Here is a 17933-nt window from a genome sequence, read left to right on the forward strand (position 1 = left end):
CTACCGTCAAACTCGCTCCCCCCACCAAGTGTGCCGCTCATTTATTCTGGTTTTGTAACTTATTATTGCGCGGTGGCCTTTCTAAACTAAGCCACCCGTAAACGGATTTTGAGTAACCTTGCCATGCCTGCCTCCCGTCGCTTCCCCCTGCTGCTTATCGGCGCCTTTATGGCCCTGTACCTGGTCTGGGGGTCCACCTACCTGTTCATTCGCATTGGCGTCGAGTCCTGGCCACCGATGCTCATGGCGGGGGTGCGCTTTCTGATCGCCGGGGGCTTGCTGTACGGTTTCCTGCGCTGGCGGGGGGTGCCGGCGCCGACCTGGCCGCAATGGCGGGCGGCGGGGGCAATCGGCTTTCTGCTGCTCAGCTGCGGCAATGGCGGTGTGACCGTGGCCGAGCACGCCGGTGTGGCCTCAGGCGTGGCGGCGCTGGCGGTGGCGACGGTGCCGCTGTTCACCCTGGTGTTCGGCTTGCTGTTCGGTCACCGTAATTCGCGGCTCGAGTGGGCGGGTATCGGCCTTGGGCTGGTCGGTATCGGCCTGCTCAACCTTGGCTCCAACTTGCAGGCAAGCCCGATTGGCGCGGCACTGATTCTGTTCGCGGCGGCGTCGTGGGCATTCGGTTCGGTGTGGAGCAAGAGCTTGCCGTTGCCCCAGGGGCCGATGGCCAGTGCCGCCGAAATGCTGGTGGGCGGGGCAGTGTTGCTGCTGGGCAGCGTGGTGTCGGGCGAGCGCATGACCCAGATGCCGACCGCCGCCGGTTGGGGCGCGCTGGCCTACCTGGTGTTCTTCGGCTCGATCCTCGCATTCAGTGCCTACATGTACCTACTCAAACATGTACGCCCGGCAGCCGCGACCAGCTATGCCTACGTCAACCCGGCGGTGGCGGTGCTGTTGGGTATCGTCTTCGCCGGTGAGCAGATCGGCGCCGAAGAATGCGTGGCCATGGCAGTCATCATTGGCGCAGTGGTGCTGATCGGCCTGCCGCAGTGGCGCAAGGCACCACAACCTGCGCAACCGCTGAAGGGCGAAATCTGCAAGTAAGCGGGGGTGTTGCGGTAAACTTGCCGCCTTCGCTGAACCCCCTGACGGTATTGCCATGAATTTCGCCAAACTCGGCCTGATCGAACCCTTGCTGCGTACCCTGCAGCAGCTGGACTACACCACCCCGACCCCGGTCCAGGCCCAGGCCATCCCTGCCGTGCTGGCCGGCCGCGACCTGATGGCCGCAGCCCAGACCGGCACCGGCAAGACCGCAGGCTTCGCCCTGCCGGTGCTGCAGCGCCTGGCGCTGGAAGGTGAGAAGGTTGCCAGCAACTCGATCCGCGCGCTGGTGCTGGTACCCACCCGCGAGTTGGCCGAGCAGGTGCACAACAACGTGCGCGAGTATGCCGAGAACCTGCCGCTGAGCACCTATGCGGTGTACGGCGGCGTCAGTATCAACCCGCAGATGATGCGCCTGCGCCGTGGCGTCGACCTGCTGGTGGCAACCCCAGGTCGCTTGCTCGACCTGTTCCGCCAGAACGCCGTGAAATTCAATCAGGTGCAGACCCTGGTGCTCGACGAAGCCGACCGCATGCTCGACCTGGGGTTTGCCGAAGAGCTGCAGTCGGTGTACGCCGCGCTGCCGCGCAAGCGCCAGACGTTGCTGTTTTCCGCGACCTTCTCGGACCAGATCCGGGTGCTCGCCGGCCTGGCCCTGAACGACCCGCTGAGCATCGAAGTCAGCCCGCGCAATGCCGCCGCCTCCACCGTCAAGCAGTGGCTGGTGCCTGTGGACAAGAAGCGCAAGGCCGACCTGTTCTGCCACTTGCTGCGCAAGCAGCGCTGGAGCCAGGTGCTGGTGTTCGCCAAGACCCGCAACGGTGTCGACCAGTTGGTGGAGCGCTTGCTCAGCGAAGGTATCAACGCCGATGGCATCCATGGCGACCGCCCGCAAGCGACGCGCCAGCGTGCCCTGGATACCTTCAAGGCGCGTGAGATCCAGGTATTGGTGGCAACCGATGTGGCCGCACGCGGGCTGGACATCGACGACCTGCCGCTGGTGGTCAACCTCGACCTGCCGATTGTCGCCGAGGATTACGTGCACCGTATCGGCCGCACGGGGCGTGCTGGCAACAAAGGTGAGGCGATTTCGCTGGTGTGTGCCGACGAAGTGCAGATGCTGGCGTCGATCGAGACGCTGATTCGCCAGACCTTGCCGCGGCACGAAGAGCCGGACTTCATCCCTGAGCACCGGGTGCCGATGACCGATGCCAGTGGGCAGGTGATCAAGAAGCCGAAGAAGGCCAAGAAGCCGAAAGAGAACAGCGCCAAGCGTGGTTTGGGGCGCTGGATGGACAGTGCCGAGGCGGCTAGCCCGGCGCCAGCTGTTAAAGCGGTGCGCAAGGTGCCTAGCTTCAATGGCGGGCCGCGTAAGCGTAAGCCTTGAGCTAGCTGCGGCTCTGTGGGAGCGGGCTTGCCCCGCGAACACCGGCGAAGCCGGTGCCAGGCACTGCGTGCCTCTATTCGTGGAACAAGCCCGCCACCCAATCCGCCGCTGCCCGCCCGGCCCGCAACCCACTGGCAAAGCACGCCGTCAGCAGATAACCCCCCGTCGGCGCCTCCCAGTCCAGCATCTCGCCGGCACAGAACACACCCGGCAGCGCCTTGACCATCAACCCCGCGTCCAGCCCCTCGAAGCGCACCCCACCGGCACTGCTGATCGCTTCATCCAGCGGCCTGGCGCGCACCAAGGTAATCGGCAACGCCTTGATCGCCCGTGCCAGCGCTTGCGGATCGGCGAAGGTCGCTTGATCCGTCAGCTCCCGCAACAAGCCTGCCTTGACCCCGTCGATACCCAATTGGCTGTGCAGGTGCTTGGCCATCGAGCGTGAACCACGCGGCCTGGCCAACGCTTCAGCAATTTTATCCACAGGCCGGTCTGGCAACAGATCCAGCAGCAGCACCCCGCGGCCCTCGCGGTTGATGGCCTCGCGCACTAGCGCCGACCAGGCGTACACCAGGCTGCCTTCGACCCCTTGCGCAGTGAGTATGAATTCGCCCTTGCGCGGCAGGCTGCCCGGCACGCTGAGGGCAATGTTCTTCAGCGGTGCGCCGGCAAACTTGTCCTTGAGCAAGGTGCTCCAGCCTTCGACTTCAAACCCACAGTTGCTCGGCTGCAAGGGCGAGATATCCACAGCCCGCTCAGCCAGCAGTGGTTGCCACGCACCGTCTGAACCCAGGCGCGCCCAACTGCCCCCACCCAGCGCAAGCACCACGGCTGCCGCTTTCACCCGTCGTTCACCCTGTGGATAAGCGATCCGCAGGCTACCATCGTCATGCCAGCCCAGCCAGCGATGGCGGGTGTGGATAACTACGCCGGTGTCGCGCAGGCGCTTGAGCCAGGCGCGCAGCAGGGGGGCGGCCTTCATGTCGCGAGGGAATACCCTGCCCGAGGTGCCGACGAAGGTTTCGATACCCAGGCCGTGAATCCACTGGCGCAGGGCCTCGGCATCGAAGCCGCGCAGCAGGGCGTCGATCTCGCCCTGGCGTTCGGCGTAGCGCGCGACGAAAGCGGGGTATGGCTCGGAATGGGTGATGTTCATGCCGCCGACACCTGCCAGCAGAAACTTGCGGCCTACCGAGGGCATGGCATCGAATACCTCGACCGCCAAGCCCGCCTGGGCCAGCGCTTCGGCGGCCATCAGGCCGGCGGGGCCACCACCGATGACGGCGACAAGGGGAGGGGATGAAGGGTGTAGATCGGGCATGGGCGGCGGCAGGCTGTGGAAAAGAGTGTGCATTCTAGCGCAGGCGGCCCTTCGGAAGCACTGATCAAAAAATGATCAGATCTTTGCAGGGCACGCAGGCAAAGGGCTGCAGCAGCTTTCGCGCAGCTTATCCACAGGCGGTTCCACAGTCATTGTGAACAACTGATGACCTTCGCCGCACTGTGATGCAGGATGCCATGGCGCCGCGCCAGCGCTGCACGGTCTTTGCTGTAGCCACCGCCGATCACCCCCACCACCGGGATATCGCGGCCCAGGCAATGGCGCATGACACTTTCGTCGCGGGCCGCCAAGCCTTCGTCGGTCAGTTGCAGGTAGCCCAGGGCATCGTCCTTGTGCACATCCACGCCGGCGTCGTACAGCACCAGGTCGGGCTGGTACAACGGCAGCAGGTAGTTGAGGGCATCGTCCACGACCTTGAGGTAGGCCGCGTCGCCCATGCCGCGGGGCAGGGGGATGTCCCAGTCGCTCTGCGCCTTGCGGGCCGGGAAGTTCTGTTCACAGTGCAGGGACACGGTGATCGCGTCGGGTGTGTCCTGGAGGATGCGCGCAGTGCCGTCGCCTTGGTGCACGTCGCAGTCGAAGATCAGCACCCGGTGCACCCGCCCGGCCTCCAGCAGGTAGCGGCTGATCACGGCCAGGTCGTTGAAGATGCAGAAACCGGCGGGGTGATCGTAATGGGCGTGGTGGGTGCCGCCGGCCAGGTGGCAGGCGATGCCGTGCTCAAGGGCCAATTCGGCGCACAGCAGCGAGCCGCCCACGGCGCGCACGGTGCGCCGGGCCAGCGCCTCGCTCCAGGGCAGGCCGAGGCGGCGCTGGTCCTCGCGGGACAGGTCGCCGTTCATGTAGCGCTCGATGTAACCGCGGTCGTGGGCCAGGGCGAGGATGTCGTTGGGGCAGATCTGCGGGCGCAACAGGTCCTGGTCGCGGGTCAGGCCGCTGTCGACCAGGTGGTCGCGCAGCAGGCGAAACTTGTCCATCGGGAAGCGGTGGTCGGCGGGGAACGCCGGGCTGTAGTCATCGTGGTAGATCAGCGGCAACGGCATGGTGGGTTCGCAATCGGGGCCAGTGCTGATCTTGCCAGTTCTTGGGCGGTCGGTGCTATTGCCCGTGGGAGCGGGCTTGCCCCGCGAAGCGCCGCACGGGCGGCGCTTGATCTCACTGGGTTAAACCTTCGCCCGCGCCTACGCTGTAAACTGCAAGACAGCAAAACCGGAGCACACCCCATGACCCCCATCCCCCAACTGGAAAGCGCACGGCTGGTGCTGCGCCAATGGCATGACGACGACCTGCGCGAGTTCGCTGCGCTGTGCGCCGACCCTCAGGTGATGCGCTACTTCCCGGCGCCGTTGACGCGCCTGGAGGCGGCTGCGCTGATCGGGCGTATCCGTGGCCACTTCAATGAGTACGGGTTCGGCCTGTGGGCGCTGGAGCGCAAGGACAGCGGCGCGTTCATCGGCATGACCGGGCTGTTGCACGTCAGCTTCGATGCCGATTTTGCGCCCGCAGTGGAAATCGGCTGGCGCCTGGCGCGGCGCCACTGGGGCCTGGGCTTTGCCAGCGAGGCCGCCTGGACGTGCCTGCGTTGTGCCTTCGCCCAATTGCACCTGGATGAGGTGGTGTCGTTCACTAGCGAGAGCAACTTGCCCTCGCAAAAGGTCATGCAGGCCGTTGGCATGCTGCAAGACCCGAGCGGCAGTTTCGAACACCCGCGCCTGCCTGCCGGCCACCCGTTGCGCCCGCATGTGCTGTACCGCATCGACCGTGCACACTGGGAGCAGACCCTGCGCGGCTGAATGGATGGCCATGCGCGGTGCGAATGACAAACCCTGTATCATTTGCCTTCATGAAAGTGCTGTAGAGCCGTGATGCCTTGCTAGGAGAACCCCCGATGAGTCATGTGTTGGACGACCTGGTCGACCTGTTGAGCCTCGAGTCCATCGAGGAGAACCTGTTCCGTGGACGCAGCCAGGACCTGGGCTTCCGCCAGCTGTACGGCGGGCAGGTGCTGGGCCAGTCATTGTCGGCGGCCAGCCAGACGGTCGAGGACGCGCGCCACGTGCATTCGTTGCACGGCTACTTCCTGCGCCCTGGCGATGCCAGCTTGCCGGTGGTCTATTCGGTAGACCGGGTACGTGACGGTGGCAGCTTCAGCACCCGGCGGGTGACGGCGATTCAGAAGGGCCACACCATCTTCACCTGCAGCGCGTCGTTCCAGTACGACGAAGAGGGCTTCGAGCACCAGGCGCAGATGCCGGATGTGGTCGGCCCGGAAAACCTGCCCAGCGAAGTCGAACTGGCCAGTGCCATGGCCGAGCACCTGCCCGAACGCATCCGCGACAAGGTGCTGTGCGCCAAGCCGATCGAAATCCGCCCGGTCACAGAACGCGACCCGTTCAACCCCAAGCCGGGTGACCCGGTGAAGTACGCCTGGTTCCGTGCCGACGGCAACCTGCCGGACGTGCCAGCGCTGCACAAGTACCTGCTGGCCTATGCCTCTGACTTCGGCCTGCTGACTACCGCGCTGCTGCCCCATGGCAAATCGGTGTGGCAGCGCGACATGCAGATCGCCAGCCTCGATCATTCGCTGTGGTTCCATGGCAACCTGCGTGCAGACGAGTGGTTGCTGTACGCCACCGACAGCCCTTGGGCCGGCAATGCCCGCGGCTTCTGCCGGGGTAGTATCTTCAACCAGGCCGGGCAGCTGGTGGCATCGTCGTGCCAGGAAGGCCTGATCCGTCATCGCAAGGACTGGGCATGAACCTGAGCGAAGTGCGTAACTGGGTGTTCGATATGGACGGCACCCTGACCGTGGCGGTGCACGATTTTGCGGCGATCCGCGAAGCGCTCAAGATCCCGGCCGAGCACGACATCCTGACCCACCTGGCGGCGTTGCCGGCGGCGCAAGCGGCGGCCAAGCACGCCTGGCTGCTGGAGCATGAACGCGGCCTGGCGCTGGCCTCGACGGCAGCGACGGGCGCGGTGGAGCTGGTGCGCGAGCTGGCCGAGCGCGGCTGTCGGCTGGCGATCCTGACCCGCAATGCCCGCGAGCTTGCGCATGTCACGCTAGAGGCCATCGGCCTGGCTGACTGCTTCGCGGTGGAGCATATTCTTGGCCGTGACGAGGCCGCGCCCAAGCCTAGCCCGGACGGCCTTTTGAAAATTGCCGGGGCGTGGGGCGTGGCACCGCGCGAGCTGGTGATGGTCGGTGACTACCGCTTCGACCTGGATTGCGGACGCGCGGCCGGGGCGCGGACCATACTGGTCAACCTGCCGGACAACCCGTGGCCGCAATTGACCGATTGGCATGCAGCGGATTGCCGGGCGTTGCGGGTGATGCTCGGCTGATCGTTGGTGTTGGCAAGCTGCCTGCACGGGCTATGCTGAACCGAAATTTTTCCCTTGATGGAGACCCAGCCATGAGCAGCAAGGCCATCTACGTCCAACCTGGCGGCGGCTACGCCAACGTCCAGGTCGGCACCTGCGAGGCGCTTGCGCCACAGGCCGGCGAGATCACCGTGCGTTTGCACGCCAGTTCCCTCAACTACCACGACTTCGCCGTGGTCAGCGGCATGTGGGGGCCGAGCGAGCGGCGCATTCCCATGGCCGATGGTGCCGGTGAAGTGACGGCGGTGGGGGCCGGCGTCAGCGAATTCCAGGTGGGTGACAACGTTGTCAGCACCTTCTTCCCCGACTGGCTCGACGGCCAAGCCAATGTCGAAGGGTTTGCCCGGGTGCCCGGTGATGGCCTGGATGGCTACGCCCGTGCGCAGGTCACCGCGCGTGCCACCTCCTTCACCCTGGCGCCCAAGGGTTACAGCCACGCCGAGGCGGCCACGCTGACCACCGCAGGCCTTACCGCCTGGCGTGCCTTGATGAGCGACGACCACCTCAAGCCCGGTGATACCGTGCTGGTGCAGGGTACCGGCGGGGTGTCGATATTCGCCTTGCAGTTCGCCAAGCTGGCGGGTGCGACGGTGATTGCCACGTCGTCCAGCGATGCCAAGCTCGAGCGCCTAAAGGCCCTCGGCGCCGACCACCTGATCAACTACAAGAGCACCCCGGCCTGGGGCGAGAAGGTGCGTGAGCTCACCGGCAATCGCGGTGTCGACCATGTGATCGAAGTCGGCGGCCCGGCGACCCTGGAGCAATCGATGATTGCCGCGCGTATCGGCGGGCATGTGTCGTTGATCGGTATCCTCACCGGGGTGGCAGGGCAGTTGCCGCTGGTGCAGGCGCTGGTGCGGCAGATCCGCTTGCAGGGCGTGCTGGTCGGCAGCCGGGCCCAGCAGCAGGCGATGGTGCGGGCGATCGACGCCAATGGCTTGCGGCCGGTGGTGGACAAACACTTCGAGCTGGAGCAGATCGTCGATGCGTTCCGCTACCAGGAGAGCAACAAGCATTTCGGCAAGATCTGCCTGACCTGGTAGTTGCTGCGCCGACAAGGCGTTTGTAACGAGCGACCTACAACCCGATACATTCCCGCACATGGGTAGCACCAGGCGGCTGGCTAGAATGCCCTGCTTCTGATGCGACTGATTCTCTCGAAGAGGATGCCCCCATGTGCGTACTTCCCCGCCTCTGGCAGCGCTTGCTGCCTTTTCTGTTGTTGATGGCGTTCATCCAGACCGCCAGTGCCGTGCAAGCCACCGATGTGCTGGGGCGCAAGGTCGAGCTCGACCATGCGCCGCAGCGCATCGTGCTCGGCGAGGGCCGGTTGTTCTTCGCCCTGGCACTGCTCGACCGCGACAACCCCTTCCAGCGCGTGGTGGGTTGGCAGAACGACATGCGCCTGCTCGACCCCCACACCTATGCGGTGTATGCGCAAAAGTACCCGCAGATCACCCAGTTGCCGCTGATCGGCCAGGCCACCGAGCAGAGCGTCAGCGCTGAACAGATTCTCGCGCTCAAGCCCGACCTGGCGATCTTCAGCATTGCCGGCGAGGGCCCGACCCAGCACAGCCCGGTGGCAGACCTGCTGGCCAAAGCCGGCGTACCGGTGCTGTTCATCGACTTTCGTGTACACCCCATCCGCAATACCCAGGTCAGCATGCAAGCGCTGGGCACGCTGCTCGGTCGCGAGGCCCAGGCCCAGCAATACCTGAGCCTGTATGACCGCCACCTGAAGCGGGTGACCGAGGGCGTGGCCGGCCTGCCGGACAACGCGCGGCCCAAGGTCTTCCTCGAACTGTTGGCCGGGGTCTGGCAGGCGCCTGGGCACACCACCGGCAAGAGCGGCCTGGGCAGCGTGGTCGAGGCCGTGGGCGGGCATAACATCGGTGCCGACGTGGTGCCGGGCGCGCTCGGCGATGTGAGCGTCGAATACGTGCTGCAGGCCGACCCTGATGTGTATATCGCCACCGGCAACCGCGCACCTGGCGTGCTGCTGGGGGCTGGGGTATCGCTCGATACCGCGCGCCAGAGCCTGGCCAAGATCACCGCGCGGCCTGAATTTGCGCCGCTGCGGCCAATCCAGGCGGGCCAGGCGCATGGCCTGTGGCATGACTTCTACAATTCGCCGTTCAACATCCTCGCCATCGAAGCCATGGCCCGTTGGGTGCACCCCGAGCGCTTCGAGGGCCTCGACCCGCAGGCGACCCTGGCCGAGATCAACCAGCTGCTCAAGGTCGGCCTGGACGGCCAGTACTGGGTCGACGCCAAGTGACTGCACTGGCTCAGGATGGCGCCGCACTGGCCGCCTGGCACTATCGCCGGCTGCTGTGGCGGCGCGGGTTGCTGGTAGCGGGGCTGGCGCTGTTGCTGCTGGTGTCGGTGCTGGGCGACCTGGCCAGTGGCGCCTCGGGCATGAGCCTGGGGCGTTTGCTGCAGGGCATTTTCGAGCCGACCACGCTCAGTGCCACCGAGCGGGTGATCATCTGGAACGTGCGCCTGCCGTACGCGTTGATGGCGGTACTGGTGGGGGCGGCGCTGTCGCTGGCCGGTGCCGAGATGCAGGCGATCCTCGACAACCCGCTGGCCAGCCCCTTCACCCTGGGGGTGTCGTCGTCTGCTGCGTTGGGCGCTTCGCTGGCGATTGCCTACCCGCTCGGGGTCGCCTGGCTGGCGCCGAGCACCCAGGTGACAGTGATGGCGTTTGCCTTCGCCTGCCTGTCGGTGGTGCTGCTGCAGATGATGTCGCGCTTGCGCGGTGCCGGTGTGCAAAGCCTGGTGCTGTTTGGTATCGCCTTGGTGTTCAGTTGCAACGCGCTGGTGTCGCTGCTGCAATTGCTGGCCACCGAAGACGTGCTGCAGCAACTGGTGTTCTGGACCCTGGGCAGCCTGGCCCGGGCCGACTGGCACAAGCTTGGCCTGTTGGCCCTGGTGCTGGCGTTGCTGCTGCCGTTTTCGCTGCGCGCCGCGCCAGCGATGACCTTGCTGCGTATGGGCGAGGACCGCGCGCGCAGCTTTGGTGTGGACACCCGGCGCCTGCGCCTGGCCTCGTTGCTGCGCATCAGCCTGCTGTCGGCCACTGCGGTGGCGTTTGTCGGCACCATTGGCTTCGTCGGCCTGGTCGGGCCGCACATCGCGCGATTGCTGGTGGGGGAGGACCAGCGGTTTTTGTTTCCGGCCAGTGCGCTGGTGGGCGCACTGATGCTGTCGTTGTCGTCGCTCGCCAGCAAGTTGCTGCTCCCTGGCGTGATCGTGCCGGTGGGCATCGTCACGGCCCTGGTCGGTGTGCCGGTGTTCGTGGTGCTGGTGTTTCGACGGGGGAGAAGCCTGTGAGCCTGTCGATCGAACATCTTTGCGTTGCCTACGGCGCACGGCAGATTCTGCATGGGGTGACGCTGCCTGCGTTGCCGGCAGGTAGCCTGGTGGCGCTGGTCGGGCCCAACGGCGCCGGCAAGTCCACACTGCTGCGGGCCTTGGCCGGGCTGGAGCGAATGCAGGGTACACTGCGCCTGGATGGCCAGGATGTGACGCGGCTGGGCTTTGCCGAGCGCGCCCGGCGCCTGGCCTACATGCCGCAACAGCTGCCGCCGGGGCTTGCCTTGGGCGTGCTGGAAAGCATCGTTGCGGCGTTGCGTGTCGGCGGCAGTGACGACCTGCTCGGTCATGCCTTTGAGGCGTTGCGGCAGTTGGGCATCGAGGGCCTGGCCGAGCGCTCGCTCGACAGCCTGTCGGGTGGCCAGCGGCAGTTGGTGGCGCTGGCGCAGTTGCTGGCGCGCAATCCGCAGGTACTGCTGCTGGATGAGCCGACCAGTGCGCTGGACCTGCACTACCAGTTGCGGGTGATGGGGGCGGTGCGTGAGCGGGTAGTGGCGCATCGGCTGCTGGCGGTAGCGGTGCTGCATGACATCAACCTGGCGGCCAGCCAGGCCGATTGCCTGGTGGTGTTGCGCGAGGGCAGGGTGGTCGCCTGTGGGGCGCCTGCCGATGTCCTGAAGCCGGCGATGCTGGCCGAGGTGTATGGGGTCGAGGCGCGGGTCGAGCAGTGCTCGCAGGGGCGCTTGCAGGTGTTGGTGGATCGGGCGCTGGCCTGACGCCCGGCCTGCGGTTTGTAGGAGCGGCCTTGCGTCGCGAAAGGGCTGCGCAGCGGCCCCGGCAATCTCTGCTGTGACATAGAACCTGGGGCTGCTGCGCACCCCTTTCGCGACGCAAGGCCGCTCCTACAAAGGCCCGCAAGGTGGTTTCCGCAAGGTCAATCGGGCAGCAGTCTGTCGCGGCTGTTGGACAGGTGCAGGCACATCGCCGCCCGCGCTGCATCCGGGTCCTGGCGGCGGATGGCATTGAGAATCGCCTCATGCTCCAGGTTGGCCAAATACGCATGCCGGGCCAACCTGGCCCCGGCCCGTTCGGCCAGGGCCATGCGGTTACGTGGGATAAGGCCGCTGCCAAGCTGCACCATCATTTCGCTGAAATACAGGTTGCCGGTGGCCTCGGCGATCAACAGGTGGAAGCGCCGGTCAGCCTCGATGCAACTGTCGCCGGCGGCCGCCAGGTCTTGATAGTCGTCCAGTGCCTGGCGCATGCGTGCCACGTGCCCGTCGTTGCGGCGCACTGCGGCGAGGGCGGCGGCCTGGCCTTCGAGGCCGATGCGCAACTCCAGCAGGTCGCGCACGCTGGCGGCGTTTTCCGCGCCAACGCGCAGGCCTGCCTGGGGCTGGCGCTCGATCACGAATGTACCGATACCGTGGCGGGGCTCCACCAGCCCCGAGGCCTGCAACTTGGACAAGGCTTCGCGCACCACGGTGCGGCTGACCCCATGCTCGCGCACCAGGGTGTTTTCCGAAGGCAACTTGTCGCCGGGTTTGAACGTGCCCAGCAAAATCTGCTGGGTCAGGCTGGAAACCAGGTCGTGGGCGCGGCTGTGGCCGCGAACACGGGTGGGTGCTGTGTCCATGGTGGGCTCGGTGTTATCGGTTGGCTTGTACGACAAGTTAATTCATAAAAATAATCTCTGCTGGTTTTTAGTCTGATGAAGCCAGCGCTGTGCGTAGTTGTTTTTGAAAGATCGCAGCATTTTCGCATTATGACAGCTTGTATTTTGCCTTTTTACCGACATTATCGATCTTGTCGTACAACTTCTCGAAGCCTATGCTCCCCCCCACTGTCATGTCAGACAACCCGCATAAAAACAACTAGTGGGAGACCCGCAAAGTGAACAACACCCTCGCTCCGCCTGCCTGCAATGGCGGCGACACACTGGCCAGCGCCGTGGCCAAGGTCAAACGCCATGTGTTACCGCTGTTCGTCATCATGTTCATCGTCAACTACCTCGACCGCGTCAACATCGGCTTCGTCCGCCCCCACCTTGAAAGCGACCTGGGCATCAGTGCGGCGGCCTATGGGTTTGGCGCCGGGCTGTTCTTCATCGGCTATGCACTGTTCGAAGTGCCCTCCAACATGCTGCTGCAGCGTGTCGGCGCGCGCCTGTGGCTGACCCGCATCATGTTCACCTGGGGGCTGGTGGCCACGGCCATGGCCTTCGTCCAGACCGAAACCCAGTTCTATGTGCTGCGGTTTCTGCTGGGCGTTGCCGAGGCCGGGTTCTTCCCCGGGGTGATCTACTACTTCACCCGCTGGTTGCCAGGCGCCGAGCGCGGCAAGGCGATTGCCATCTTCCTCAGCGGTTCGGCGCTGGCCTCGCTGATCTCCGGCCCGCTGGCCGGCGCGTTGATGCAGATTCAGGGGCTGGGCTTGCACGGCTGGCAGTGGATGCTGTTCATCGAAGGCATGGCGTCGGTGACGCTGTGCTTCTTCGTGTTCTTCTGGCTCGACTCCAAGCCGCAGGATGCCAAGTGGTTGAGCCAGGCCGAGCAGGCGGCGCTGGTGCAGGCCATCGACAGCGAGCAACGTCAGCGCGAGGCGGTCGGCGCGGTCAAGCTTTCTGCCTGGAGCCTGCTCAAGGATCGCCAGATCGTGCTGTTCTGCCTGATCTACTTCTGCATCCAGCTGACCATCTATGCCGCGACCTTCTGGTTGCCGAGCATCATCAAGCGCATGGGTGACCTCAGCGACCTGCAGGTCGGCTTTTTCAACTCGATCCCATGGCTGATCTCGATTCTGGCCATGTACGCCTTCGCTTCCGGTTCCAGCCGCTGGAAGTTCCAGCAGGCCTGGGTGGCCGCTGCGCTGGTGATCGCCGCCATCGGCATGTTCATGTCCACCACCGGTGGGCCGGTGTTCGCCTTCGTCGCCATCTGTTTTGCCGCCATCGGGTTCAAGTCGGCCTCGTCGCTGTTCTGGCCGATTCCCCAGGGCTATCTGGACGCCCGTATCGCGGCGGCCGTGATCGCGCTGATCAACTCGGTCGGCAACCTCGGCGGCTTCGTCGCGCCCACCACCTTTGGCCTGCTCGAACAACAGACCGGCTCGATCCAGGGCGGCCTGTACGCCTTGGCGGTGACGTCGGTGCTGGCGGCGATCGCCGTGTTCTTCGTCCGCACCCGCCCCAAGGGCGCCCCTTCCGATGAGCTCAAGGCGCCTTCGGCCCTGGGCCAGACCCACTGATGACTGCGAGATAAAAACCATGAACATGCAGACGACACCCGCCGTGCACTCCGCCACCCCCGTGGTCACCGACCTGCGCGTGATCCCGGTGGCCGGCCACGACAGCATGCTGCTCAACCTCAGTGGTGCCCATGGCCCGTACTTCACCCGCAACGTGGTGGTGCTGCGCGACAGCGCGGGCAACACCGGCCTGGGCGAAGTGCCGGGTGGCGAGATGATCCGCCAGACCCTGGAAGACGCCCGCAGCCTGGTAGTCGGCCAGCCCATTGGCCATTACCAGCGCGTGCTCAATGCCATGCGCCAGGCGTTCGCCAACCGCGATGCCGGCGGCCGCGGGCTGCAGACCTTCGACCTGCGCATCGCCGTGCACGCGGTCACCGCCGTCGAGTCGGCCTTGCTCGATTTGCTCGGCCAGCACTTGCACGTGCCCATGGCCGCACTGCTGGGTGAAGGGCAGCAACGTGAGGCGGTGAAGATGCTGGGTTACCTGTTCTACATTGGCGACCGCCAGCAGACCGACCTGGCCTACCGCGCCGAGGCCGATGCTGACAACGACTGGTTCCGCCTGCGCCATGAGCCGGCGCTGACGCCCGAAGCCGTCGTGCGCCTGGCCGAAGCCGCCCGGCAGCGCTATGGCTTCAGCGACTTCAAGCTCAAAGGTGGCGTACTGCGCGGCGAGGAAGAAATGGAGGCGGTGACCGCCCTGGCCGAGCGCTTCCCCGATGCACGCATCACCCTCGACCCGAACGGCGCCTGGTCACTCAAACAGGCCATCGCCCTGTGCCGTGACAAGCACGACGTGCTGGCCTATGCCGAAGACCCTTGCGGTGCCGAGAACGGTTACTCGGGCCGTGAGGTGATGGCCGAGTTCCGCCGCGCCACCGGGTTGCCCACCGCCACCAACATGATCGCCACCGACTGGCGGCAGATGGGCCATGCGATCCAGTTGCAATCTGTGGATATCCCCCTGGCCGACCCGCACTTCTGGACCTTGCAGGGCTCGGTACGGGTGGCGCAGATGTGCCATGACTGGGGGCTGACCTGGGGCTCGCACTCCAACAACCATTTCGATATCTCGCTGGCCATGTTCACTCAGGTGGCCGCAGCGGCGCCGGGCGAGATCACCGCCATCGACACTCATTGGATCTGGCAGGACGGCCAACGCCTGACGCGTGAGCCGCTGCGCATCGTCGATGGCCAGGTGAGCGTGCCTGCGCGGCCTGGGCTAGGGGTGGAGATTGATGAGGACCAGTTGGCCAAGGCGCATGAGTGCTACTGCAACATGGGCCTCGGGGCGCGCGATGACAGCGTGGCGATGCAGTTTCTGATACCGGGCTGGCGCTTCGACAACAAGCAGCCTTGCCTGGTGCGCTGAGGCACGGCGGTTCGTTACCCCGATAAACCCGCTCCCGCTTGGGAGCGGGTTTTTTCATGCATGGGCGATACACACCCAAATGAAAAACGATAGCTTCAGACGGCCCGATGGCGCGTTTGGGCATGCCAATCGCGACATCTGACGGGAATGGAAAAGCGTTGTCGTGATCGCACACCTGCGGGACGTTCTCGTGTAATTTTCCTACGCCTTACGGGGCTTAAATGAACCCCGAATTCCACTGATGTGTTGCTCTGAAAGCGTGCAAAAGGTCAACAACAGCGCGTGAGCGACGTGTCATTTCGATGGCCTCTCAAGGAGATACTGTTCGCCTACGCCTGCCCCCCGTCCTTCCTTGTGTCAGCAAAAAGAGAACAAGATCAATGAACACCGTGGGATCTGATGGCAACCTTGCACAAGGTTTCAAGCCACGTCATGTAACGATGTTGTCCATCGCGGGCATCATCGGTGCGGGACTTTTCGTAGGCTCCGGGCACGCGATTGCTGCGGCCGGGCCAGCCACCATAATTTCTTACTTCGTGGCCGGTACCTTGGTGGTACTGGTCATGCGCATGCTCGGCGAGATGGCCGTAGCGCACCCTGACACCGGATCGTTCTCCACCTACGCTGACCAGGCCATCGGCCGCTGGGCTGGCTACACCATCGGCTGGTTGTACTGGTGGTTCTGGGTGTTGGTGATCCCCATCGAGGCACTGGCGGCGGGGCATGTGCTGAACGCCTGGTTCCCGCAGGTGGACAGCTGGATCTTCGCCCTGGCCTCGGTGCTGCTGTTGGCGTGCACCAACCTGTTCAGCGTGGCCAAGTACGGTGAGTTCGAATTCTGGTTCGCCATTCTCAAGGTCACGGCGATCCTTGGCTTCATCGGCCTGGGCTTCGCGGCGCTGATGGGCTGGTTGCCAAACCGTGAAGTCAGCGGGTTGAGCGGGTTGATCGCCGAGCACGGTGGTTTCGCGCCCAACGGCTGGTCGGCGGTCATCGGCGCCTTCATTACCGTGATGTTCAGCTTCATCGGTACCGAGGCTGTGACCATCGCCGCCTCCGAGTCCAGCGACCCCTCACGCAACATCGCCAAGGCCACGCGTTCGGTGATCTGGCGGATCAGTACCTTCTACATCCTGTCGATCTTCGTGATCATCTCGGTGGTGCCGTGGAACGATCCACAGCTGGCGGCGGTGGGTTCCTACCAGCGTGCGCTGGAGATCATGAACATCCCCAACGCGGCCTTCATGGTCGACCTGGTGGTGCTGGTGGCCGTGACCAGCTGCATGAACTCGTCGATCTACATTGCTTCGCGGATGATGTATTCGCTGGCCAAGCGCGGTGATGCACCGGCCTTCCTGAACAAAACCTCGAAAGTCGGCGTGCCGCGCTCTGCGGTGTTCGGCAGCACCTTGATCGGCGCGGCCATTGCTGTGCTCAATTACTTCGCGCCCAAGGGCGTGTTCGAGTTCCTGCTGGCAAGCTCCGGCGCCATCGCCTTGCTGGTGTACCTGGTCATCGCCATCTCCCAGTTGCGCATGCGCCGTCGGCTGGAGCGCGAGAACGCCGAGCTGAAGTTCCGCATGTGGCTGTTCCCGTGGTTGACCTGGGCCGTGATCATCTTCATCGCGGCGGCGCTGGCGGTGATGATGTACACGCCTGAGCACCGGGTGGAAGTGAGCTCGACACTGGGCTTGGCGATTGTGATTTCCTTCTTGGGGATCGTCACTTCGCGGGGGCATGCGCAGGTGGTGGCGGCGCGGTCGGTGGGGTGATGGAGTGGTGGGCGAAGGTGCTTGGCTTGGGTTTTGTAGTGGTGCGTAGATCGAGCGCCGCGCGGGCGGCGCTCGATCTCACAGGCGCTGAAAATACCGAGCCGAACACTGACGCCCCACCACCCTTCAAACAGCCAATCAGCGGCGCACCCTTTCGATATACCTGACCACCGCCGGCGCCTTCTCGAAACGCCGATGAATCAGGCTCAGCCACGAACTGGCCTGGCAATCGGCAATGCGTCGGTAATTCACCTGCGCCAAGCTGATGCGCTGCACCACCGACTCCGGCACCACGGCTATGCCCTGGCCCAACGACACCAACGTGATCACCGCCACCAGGCTACCGGGTTGCGGGCCCAGTCGCGGGACAAAACCCCCTTGTGCCGCCACTTCCAACGTGCCGGAGATCTGCTCGGGCAGGATGAAGGTTTCACCGGCCAGGCGTGCCGCCGGGATCTGTGGCAGCTCGTTGATCCGTGAGCTGGCGGGCAGGGCGAGGACAAAACCTTCCTGGTGCAGGCCGATGGCTTGCAGCGTGTCAGGCAGTTCCATGGGCGAGCGCACGTAGGCGAGGTCGAGCAGGCCGTCGCTGACCCTGTCGGGCAGCTCGGCCATGGGCAGTTCGCGGATGCTCAGGCGCACGCCGGGGTGGCTTTCGCTGAAGCCGATCACTTGCCGCTGCAGCATGCCCGAATAGGCAGCAGAGGCCACGTAGCCCAATTCGATGCTGCCACTCTCGCCTCGGCCCGCACGCTGCGCACCCAGTTGCGCCGCGTCGAACTGGCGTACGGCCTGTTCGGCTTCGATCAGCAAGGCTTGGCCGGCGGCGGTGAGGTTGACCTCGCGCTGGCTGCGTTCGAACAGGCGCACGCCCAGCTCGCGTTCCATGTCCTGGATCTGCCGGCTGAGGGTGGGCGGAGCGATGCCCAGCTGTTCCGCAGCCCGGGTGAAATGGCCGTGTTGGGCGACGCAGAGGAAGTAGCGGAAATGGCGGATTTCCATGCGGTGTTACCTGCAAGCTAATGACGCGGGCCTTGGGGGCTAACAAGCCTCGGGGCTGACGGC

General features: G+C 64.9%; 16 protein-coding genes. 12 read left to right on the top strand and 4 right to left on the bottom strand.

Features of this window, described 5'->3' with window-relative positions; genetic code table 11:
* Positions 1-123 precede the first annotated feature (123 nt).
* Complete coding sequence (yedA, locus tag NP534_RS11510) at positions 124-1044, top strand: drug/metabolite exporter YedA (RefSeq protein WP_186652640.1); 921 nt, start codon at positions 124-126, stop codon at positions 1042-1044.
* 55 nt (positions 1045-1099) lie between these two features.
* Positions 1100-2431, top strand: a complete 1332-nt coding sequence (locus tag NP534_RS11515; protein WP_033701681.1) for a DEAD/DEAH box helicase — start codon at positions 1100-1102, stop codon at positions 2429-2431.
* 73 nt (positions 2432-2504) lie between these two features.
* Here NP534_RS11515 and NP534_RS11520 read toward each other — a convergent pair whose 3' ends face one another.
* Both NP534_RS11520 and NP534_RS11525 read right to left on the bottom strand, forming a co-directional pair.
* A complete protein-coding gene (locus tag NP534_RS11520) occupies positions 2505-3752 on the bottom strand; it encodes a TIGR03862 family flavoprotein (protein ID WP_274098767.1) in 1248 nt (415 codons plus the stop codon).
* A 149-nt stretch (positions 3753-3901) separates the two neighbouring features.
* Entirely contained in the window at positions 3902-4816 is a 915-nt protein-coding gene (locus NP534_RS11525; RefSeq protein ID WP_274098768.1) for a histone deacetylase family protein, read from the bottom strand.
* Between the two features lie 180 nt (positions 4817-4996).
* On the opposite strand from NP534_RS11525, the gene NP534_RS11530 reads away from it, so the two are divergent.
* The 7 genes from NP534_RS11530 to NP534_RS11560 all read left to right on the top strand — a co-directional run bounded on the left by NP534_RS11530 (position 4997) and on the right by NP534_RS11560 (position 11251).
* A complete protein-coding gene (locus NP534_RS11530; RefSeq protein WP_274098769.1) occupies positions 4997-5566 on the top strand; it encodes a GNAT family N-acetyltransferase in 570 nt (189 codons plus the stop codon).
* Between the two features lie 95 nt (positions 5567-5661).
* Positions 5662-6531, top strand: coding sequence for an acyl-CoA thioesterase II (tesB, locus tag NP534_RS11535; protein ID WP_033701677.1), 870 nt, complete (start codon positions 5662-5664; stop codon positions 6529-6531).
* Complete coding sequence (locus NP534_RS11540; protein ID WP_274098770.1) at positions 6528-7118, top strand: HAD family hydrolase; 591 nt, start codon at positions 6528-6530, stop codon at positions 7116-7118. Before tesB ends, NP534_RS11540 begins: the two co-directional genes overlap by 4 nt.
* A 71-nt stretch (positions 7119-7189) precedes the next feature.
* Positions 7190-8200 (top strand): zinc-dependent alcohol dehydrogenase family protein, encoded by a 1011-nt coding sequence (locus NP534_RS11545; protein ID WP_033701674.1) that lies wholly within the window; start codon positions 7190-7192, stop codon positions 8198-8200.
* Positions 8201-8331: 131 nt separating this feature from the next.
* Positions 8332-9435: an ABC transporter substrate-binding protein gene (locus tag NP534_RS11550; RefSeq protein WP_274098771.1), complete on the top strand. Its 1104-nt coding sequence runs from the start codon at positions 8332-8334 to the stop codon at positions 9433-9435.
* Positions 9432-10493, top strand: coding sequence for a FecCD family ABC transporter permease (locus NP534_RS11555; protein ID WP_274098772.1), 1062 nt, complete (start codon positions 9432-9434; stop codon positions 10491-10493). Before NP534_RS11550 ends, NP534_RS11555 begins: the two co-directional genes overlap by 4 nt.
* The gene (locus NP534_RS11560; protein WP_274098773.1) at positions 10490-11251 is read left to right on the top strand and encodes an ABC transporter ATP-binding protein; all 762 of its coding nucleotides are present in this window, start codon (positions 10490-10492) and stop codon (positions 11249-11251) included. Before NP534_RS11555 ends, NP534_RS11560 begins: the two co-directional genes overlap by 4 nt.
* Positions 11252-11409: 158 nt before the next feature.
* On the opposite strand, the gene NP534_RS11565 is transcribed toward NP534_RS11560, so the two are convergent.
* Positions 11410-12111 carry a FadR/GntR family transcriptional regulator gene (locus NP534_RS11565; protein WP_047583927.1) on the bottom strand — a complete coding sequence of 234 codons (702 nt, stop codon included), beginning with the start codon at positions 12109-12111 and terminating at the stop codon, positions 11410-11412.
* A 257-nt stretch (positions 12112-12368) separates the two neighbouring features.
* On the opposite strand from NP534_RS11565, the gene NP534_RS11570 reads away from it, so the two are divergent.
* From NP534_RS11570 to gabP, 3 genes are all read left to right on the top strand, one after another.
* The gene (locus NP534_RS11570) at positions 12369-13721 is read left to right on the top strand and encodes an MFS transporter (RefSeq protein WP_274098774.1); all 1353 of its coding nucleotides are present in this window, start codon (positions 12369-12371) and stop codon (positions 13719-13721) included.
* A gap of 19 nt (positions 13722-13740) precedes the next feature.
* Positions 13741-15096 carry a glucarate dehydratase gene (gene gudD / locus NP534_RS11575; RefSeq protein ID WP_274098775.1) on the top strand — a complete coding sequence of 452 codons (1356 nt, stop codon included), beginning with the start codon at positions 13741-13743 and terminating at the stop codon, positions 15094-15096.
* 380 nt (positions 15097-15476) lie between these two features.
* Positions 15477-16868 carry a GABA permease gene (gene gabP / locus NP534_RS11580; RefSeq protein WP_274098776.1) on the top strand — a complete coding sequence of 464 codons (1392 nt, stop codon included), beginning with the start codon at positions 15477-15479 and terminating at the stop codon, positions 16866-16868.
* A gap of 138 nt (positions 16869-17006) precedes the next feature.
* Here the strand turns inward: gabP and NP534_RS11585 are convergent, their stop codons facing one another.
* Positions 17007-17870, bottom strand: a complete 864-nt coding sequence (locus NP534_RS11585) for a LysR family transcriptional regulator (protein WP_274098777.1) — start codon at positions 17868-17870, stop codon at positions 17007-17009.
* Positions 17871-17933: the final 63 nt, after the last annotated feature.

Source organism: Pseudomonas sp. 39004 (assembly GCF_028682155.1).
In the GTDB taxonomy this organism is placed as follows: domain Bacteria; phylum Pseudomonadota; class Gammaproteobacteria; order Pseudomonadales; family Pseudomonadaceae; genus Aquipseudomonas; species Aquipseudomonas capeferrum.

Coding starts and splice junctions, on each gene's coding strand:
- NP534_RS11550 (WP_274098771.1), top strand. CDS start 8,332: ATGTGCGTACTTCCCCGCCTCTGGCAGCGCTTGCTGCCTTTTCTGTTG.
- NP534_RS11545 (WP_033701674.1), top strand. CDS start 7,190: ATGAGCAGCAAGGCCATCTACGTCCAACCTGGCGGCGGCTACGCCAAC.
- gabP (WP_274098776.1), top strand. CDS start 15,477: ATGAACACCGTGGGATCTGATGGCAACCTTGCACAAGGTTTCAAGCCA.
- NP534_RS11585 (WP_274098777.1), bottom strand. CDS start 17,870: ATGGAAATCCGCCATTTCCGCTACTTCCTCTGCGTCGCCCAACACGGC.
- NP534_RS11525 (WP_274098768.1), bottom strand. CDS start 4,816: ATGCCGTTGCCGCTGATCTACCACGATGACTACAGCCCGGCGTTCCCC.
- yedA (WP_186652640.1), top strand. CDS start 124: ATGCCTGCCTCCCGTCGCTTCCCCCTGCTGCTTATCGGCGCCTTTATG.
- gudD (WP_274098775.1), top strand. CDS start 13,741: ATGAACATGCAGACGACACCCGCCGTGCACTCCGCCACCCCCGTGGTC.
- NP534_RS11530 (WP_274098769.1), top strand. CDS start 4,997: ATGACCCCCATCCCCCAACTGGAAAGCGCACGGCTGGTGCTGCGCCAA.
- NP534_RS11515 (WP_033701681.1), top strand. CDS start 1,100: ATGAATTTCGCCAAACTCGGCCTGATCGAACCCTTGCTGCGTACCCTG.
- NP534_RS11565 (WP_047583927.1), bottom strand. CDS start 12,111: ATGGACACAGCACCCACCCGTGTTCGCGGCCACAGCCGCGCCCACGAC.
- NP534_RS11520 (WP_274098767.1), bottom strand. CDS start 3,752: ATGCCCGATCTACACCCTTCATCCCCTCCCCTTGTCGCCGTCATCGGT.
- tesB (WP_033701677.1), top strand. CDS start 5,662: ATGAGTCATGTGTTGGACGACCTGGTCGACCTGTTGAGCCTCGAGTCC.
- NP534_RS11540 (WP_274098770.1), top strand. CDS start 6,528: ATGAACCTGAGCGAAGTGCGTAACTGGGTGTTCGATATGGACGGCACC.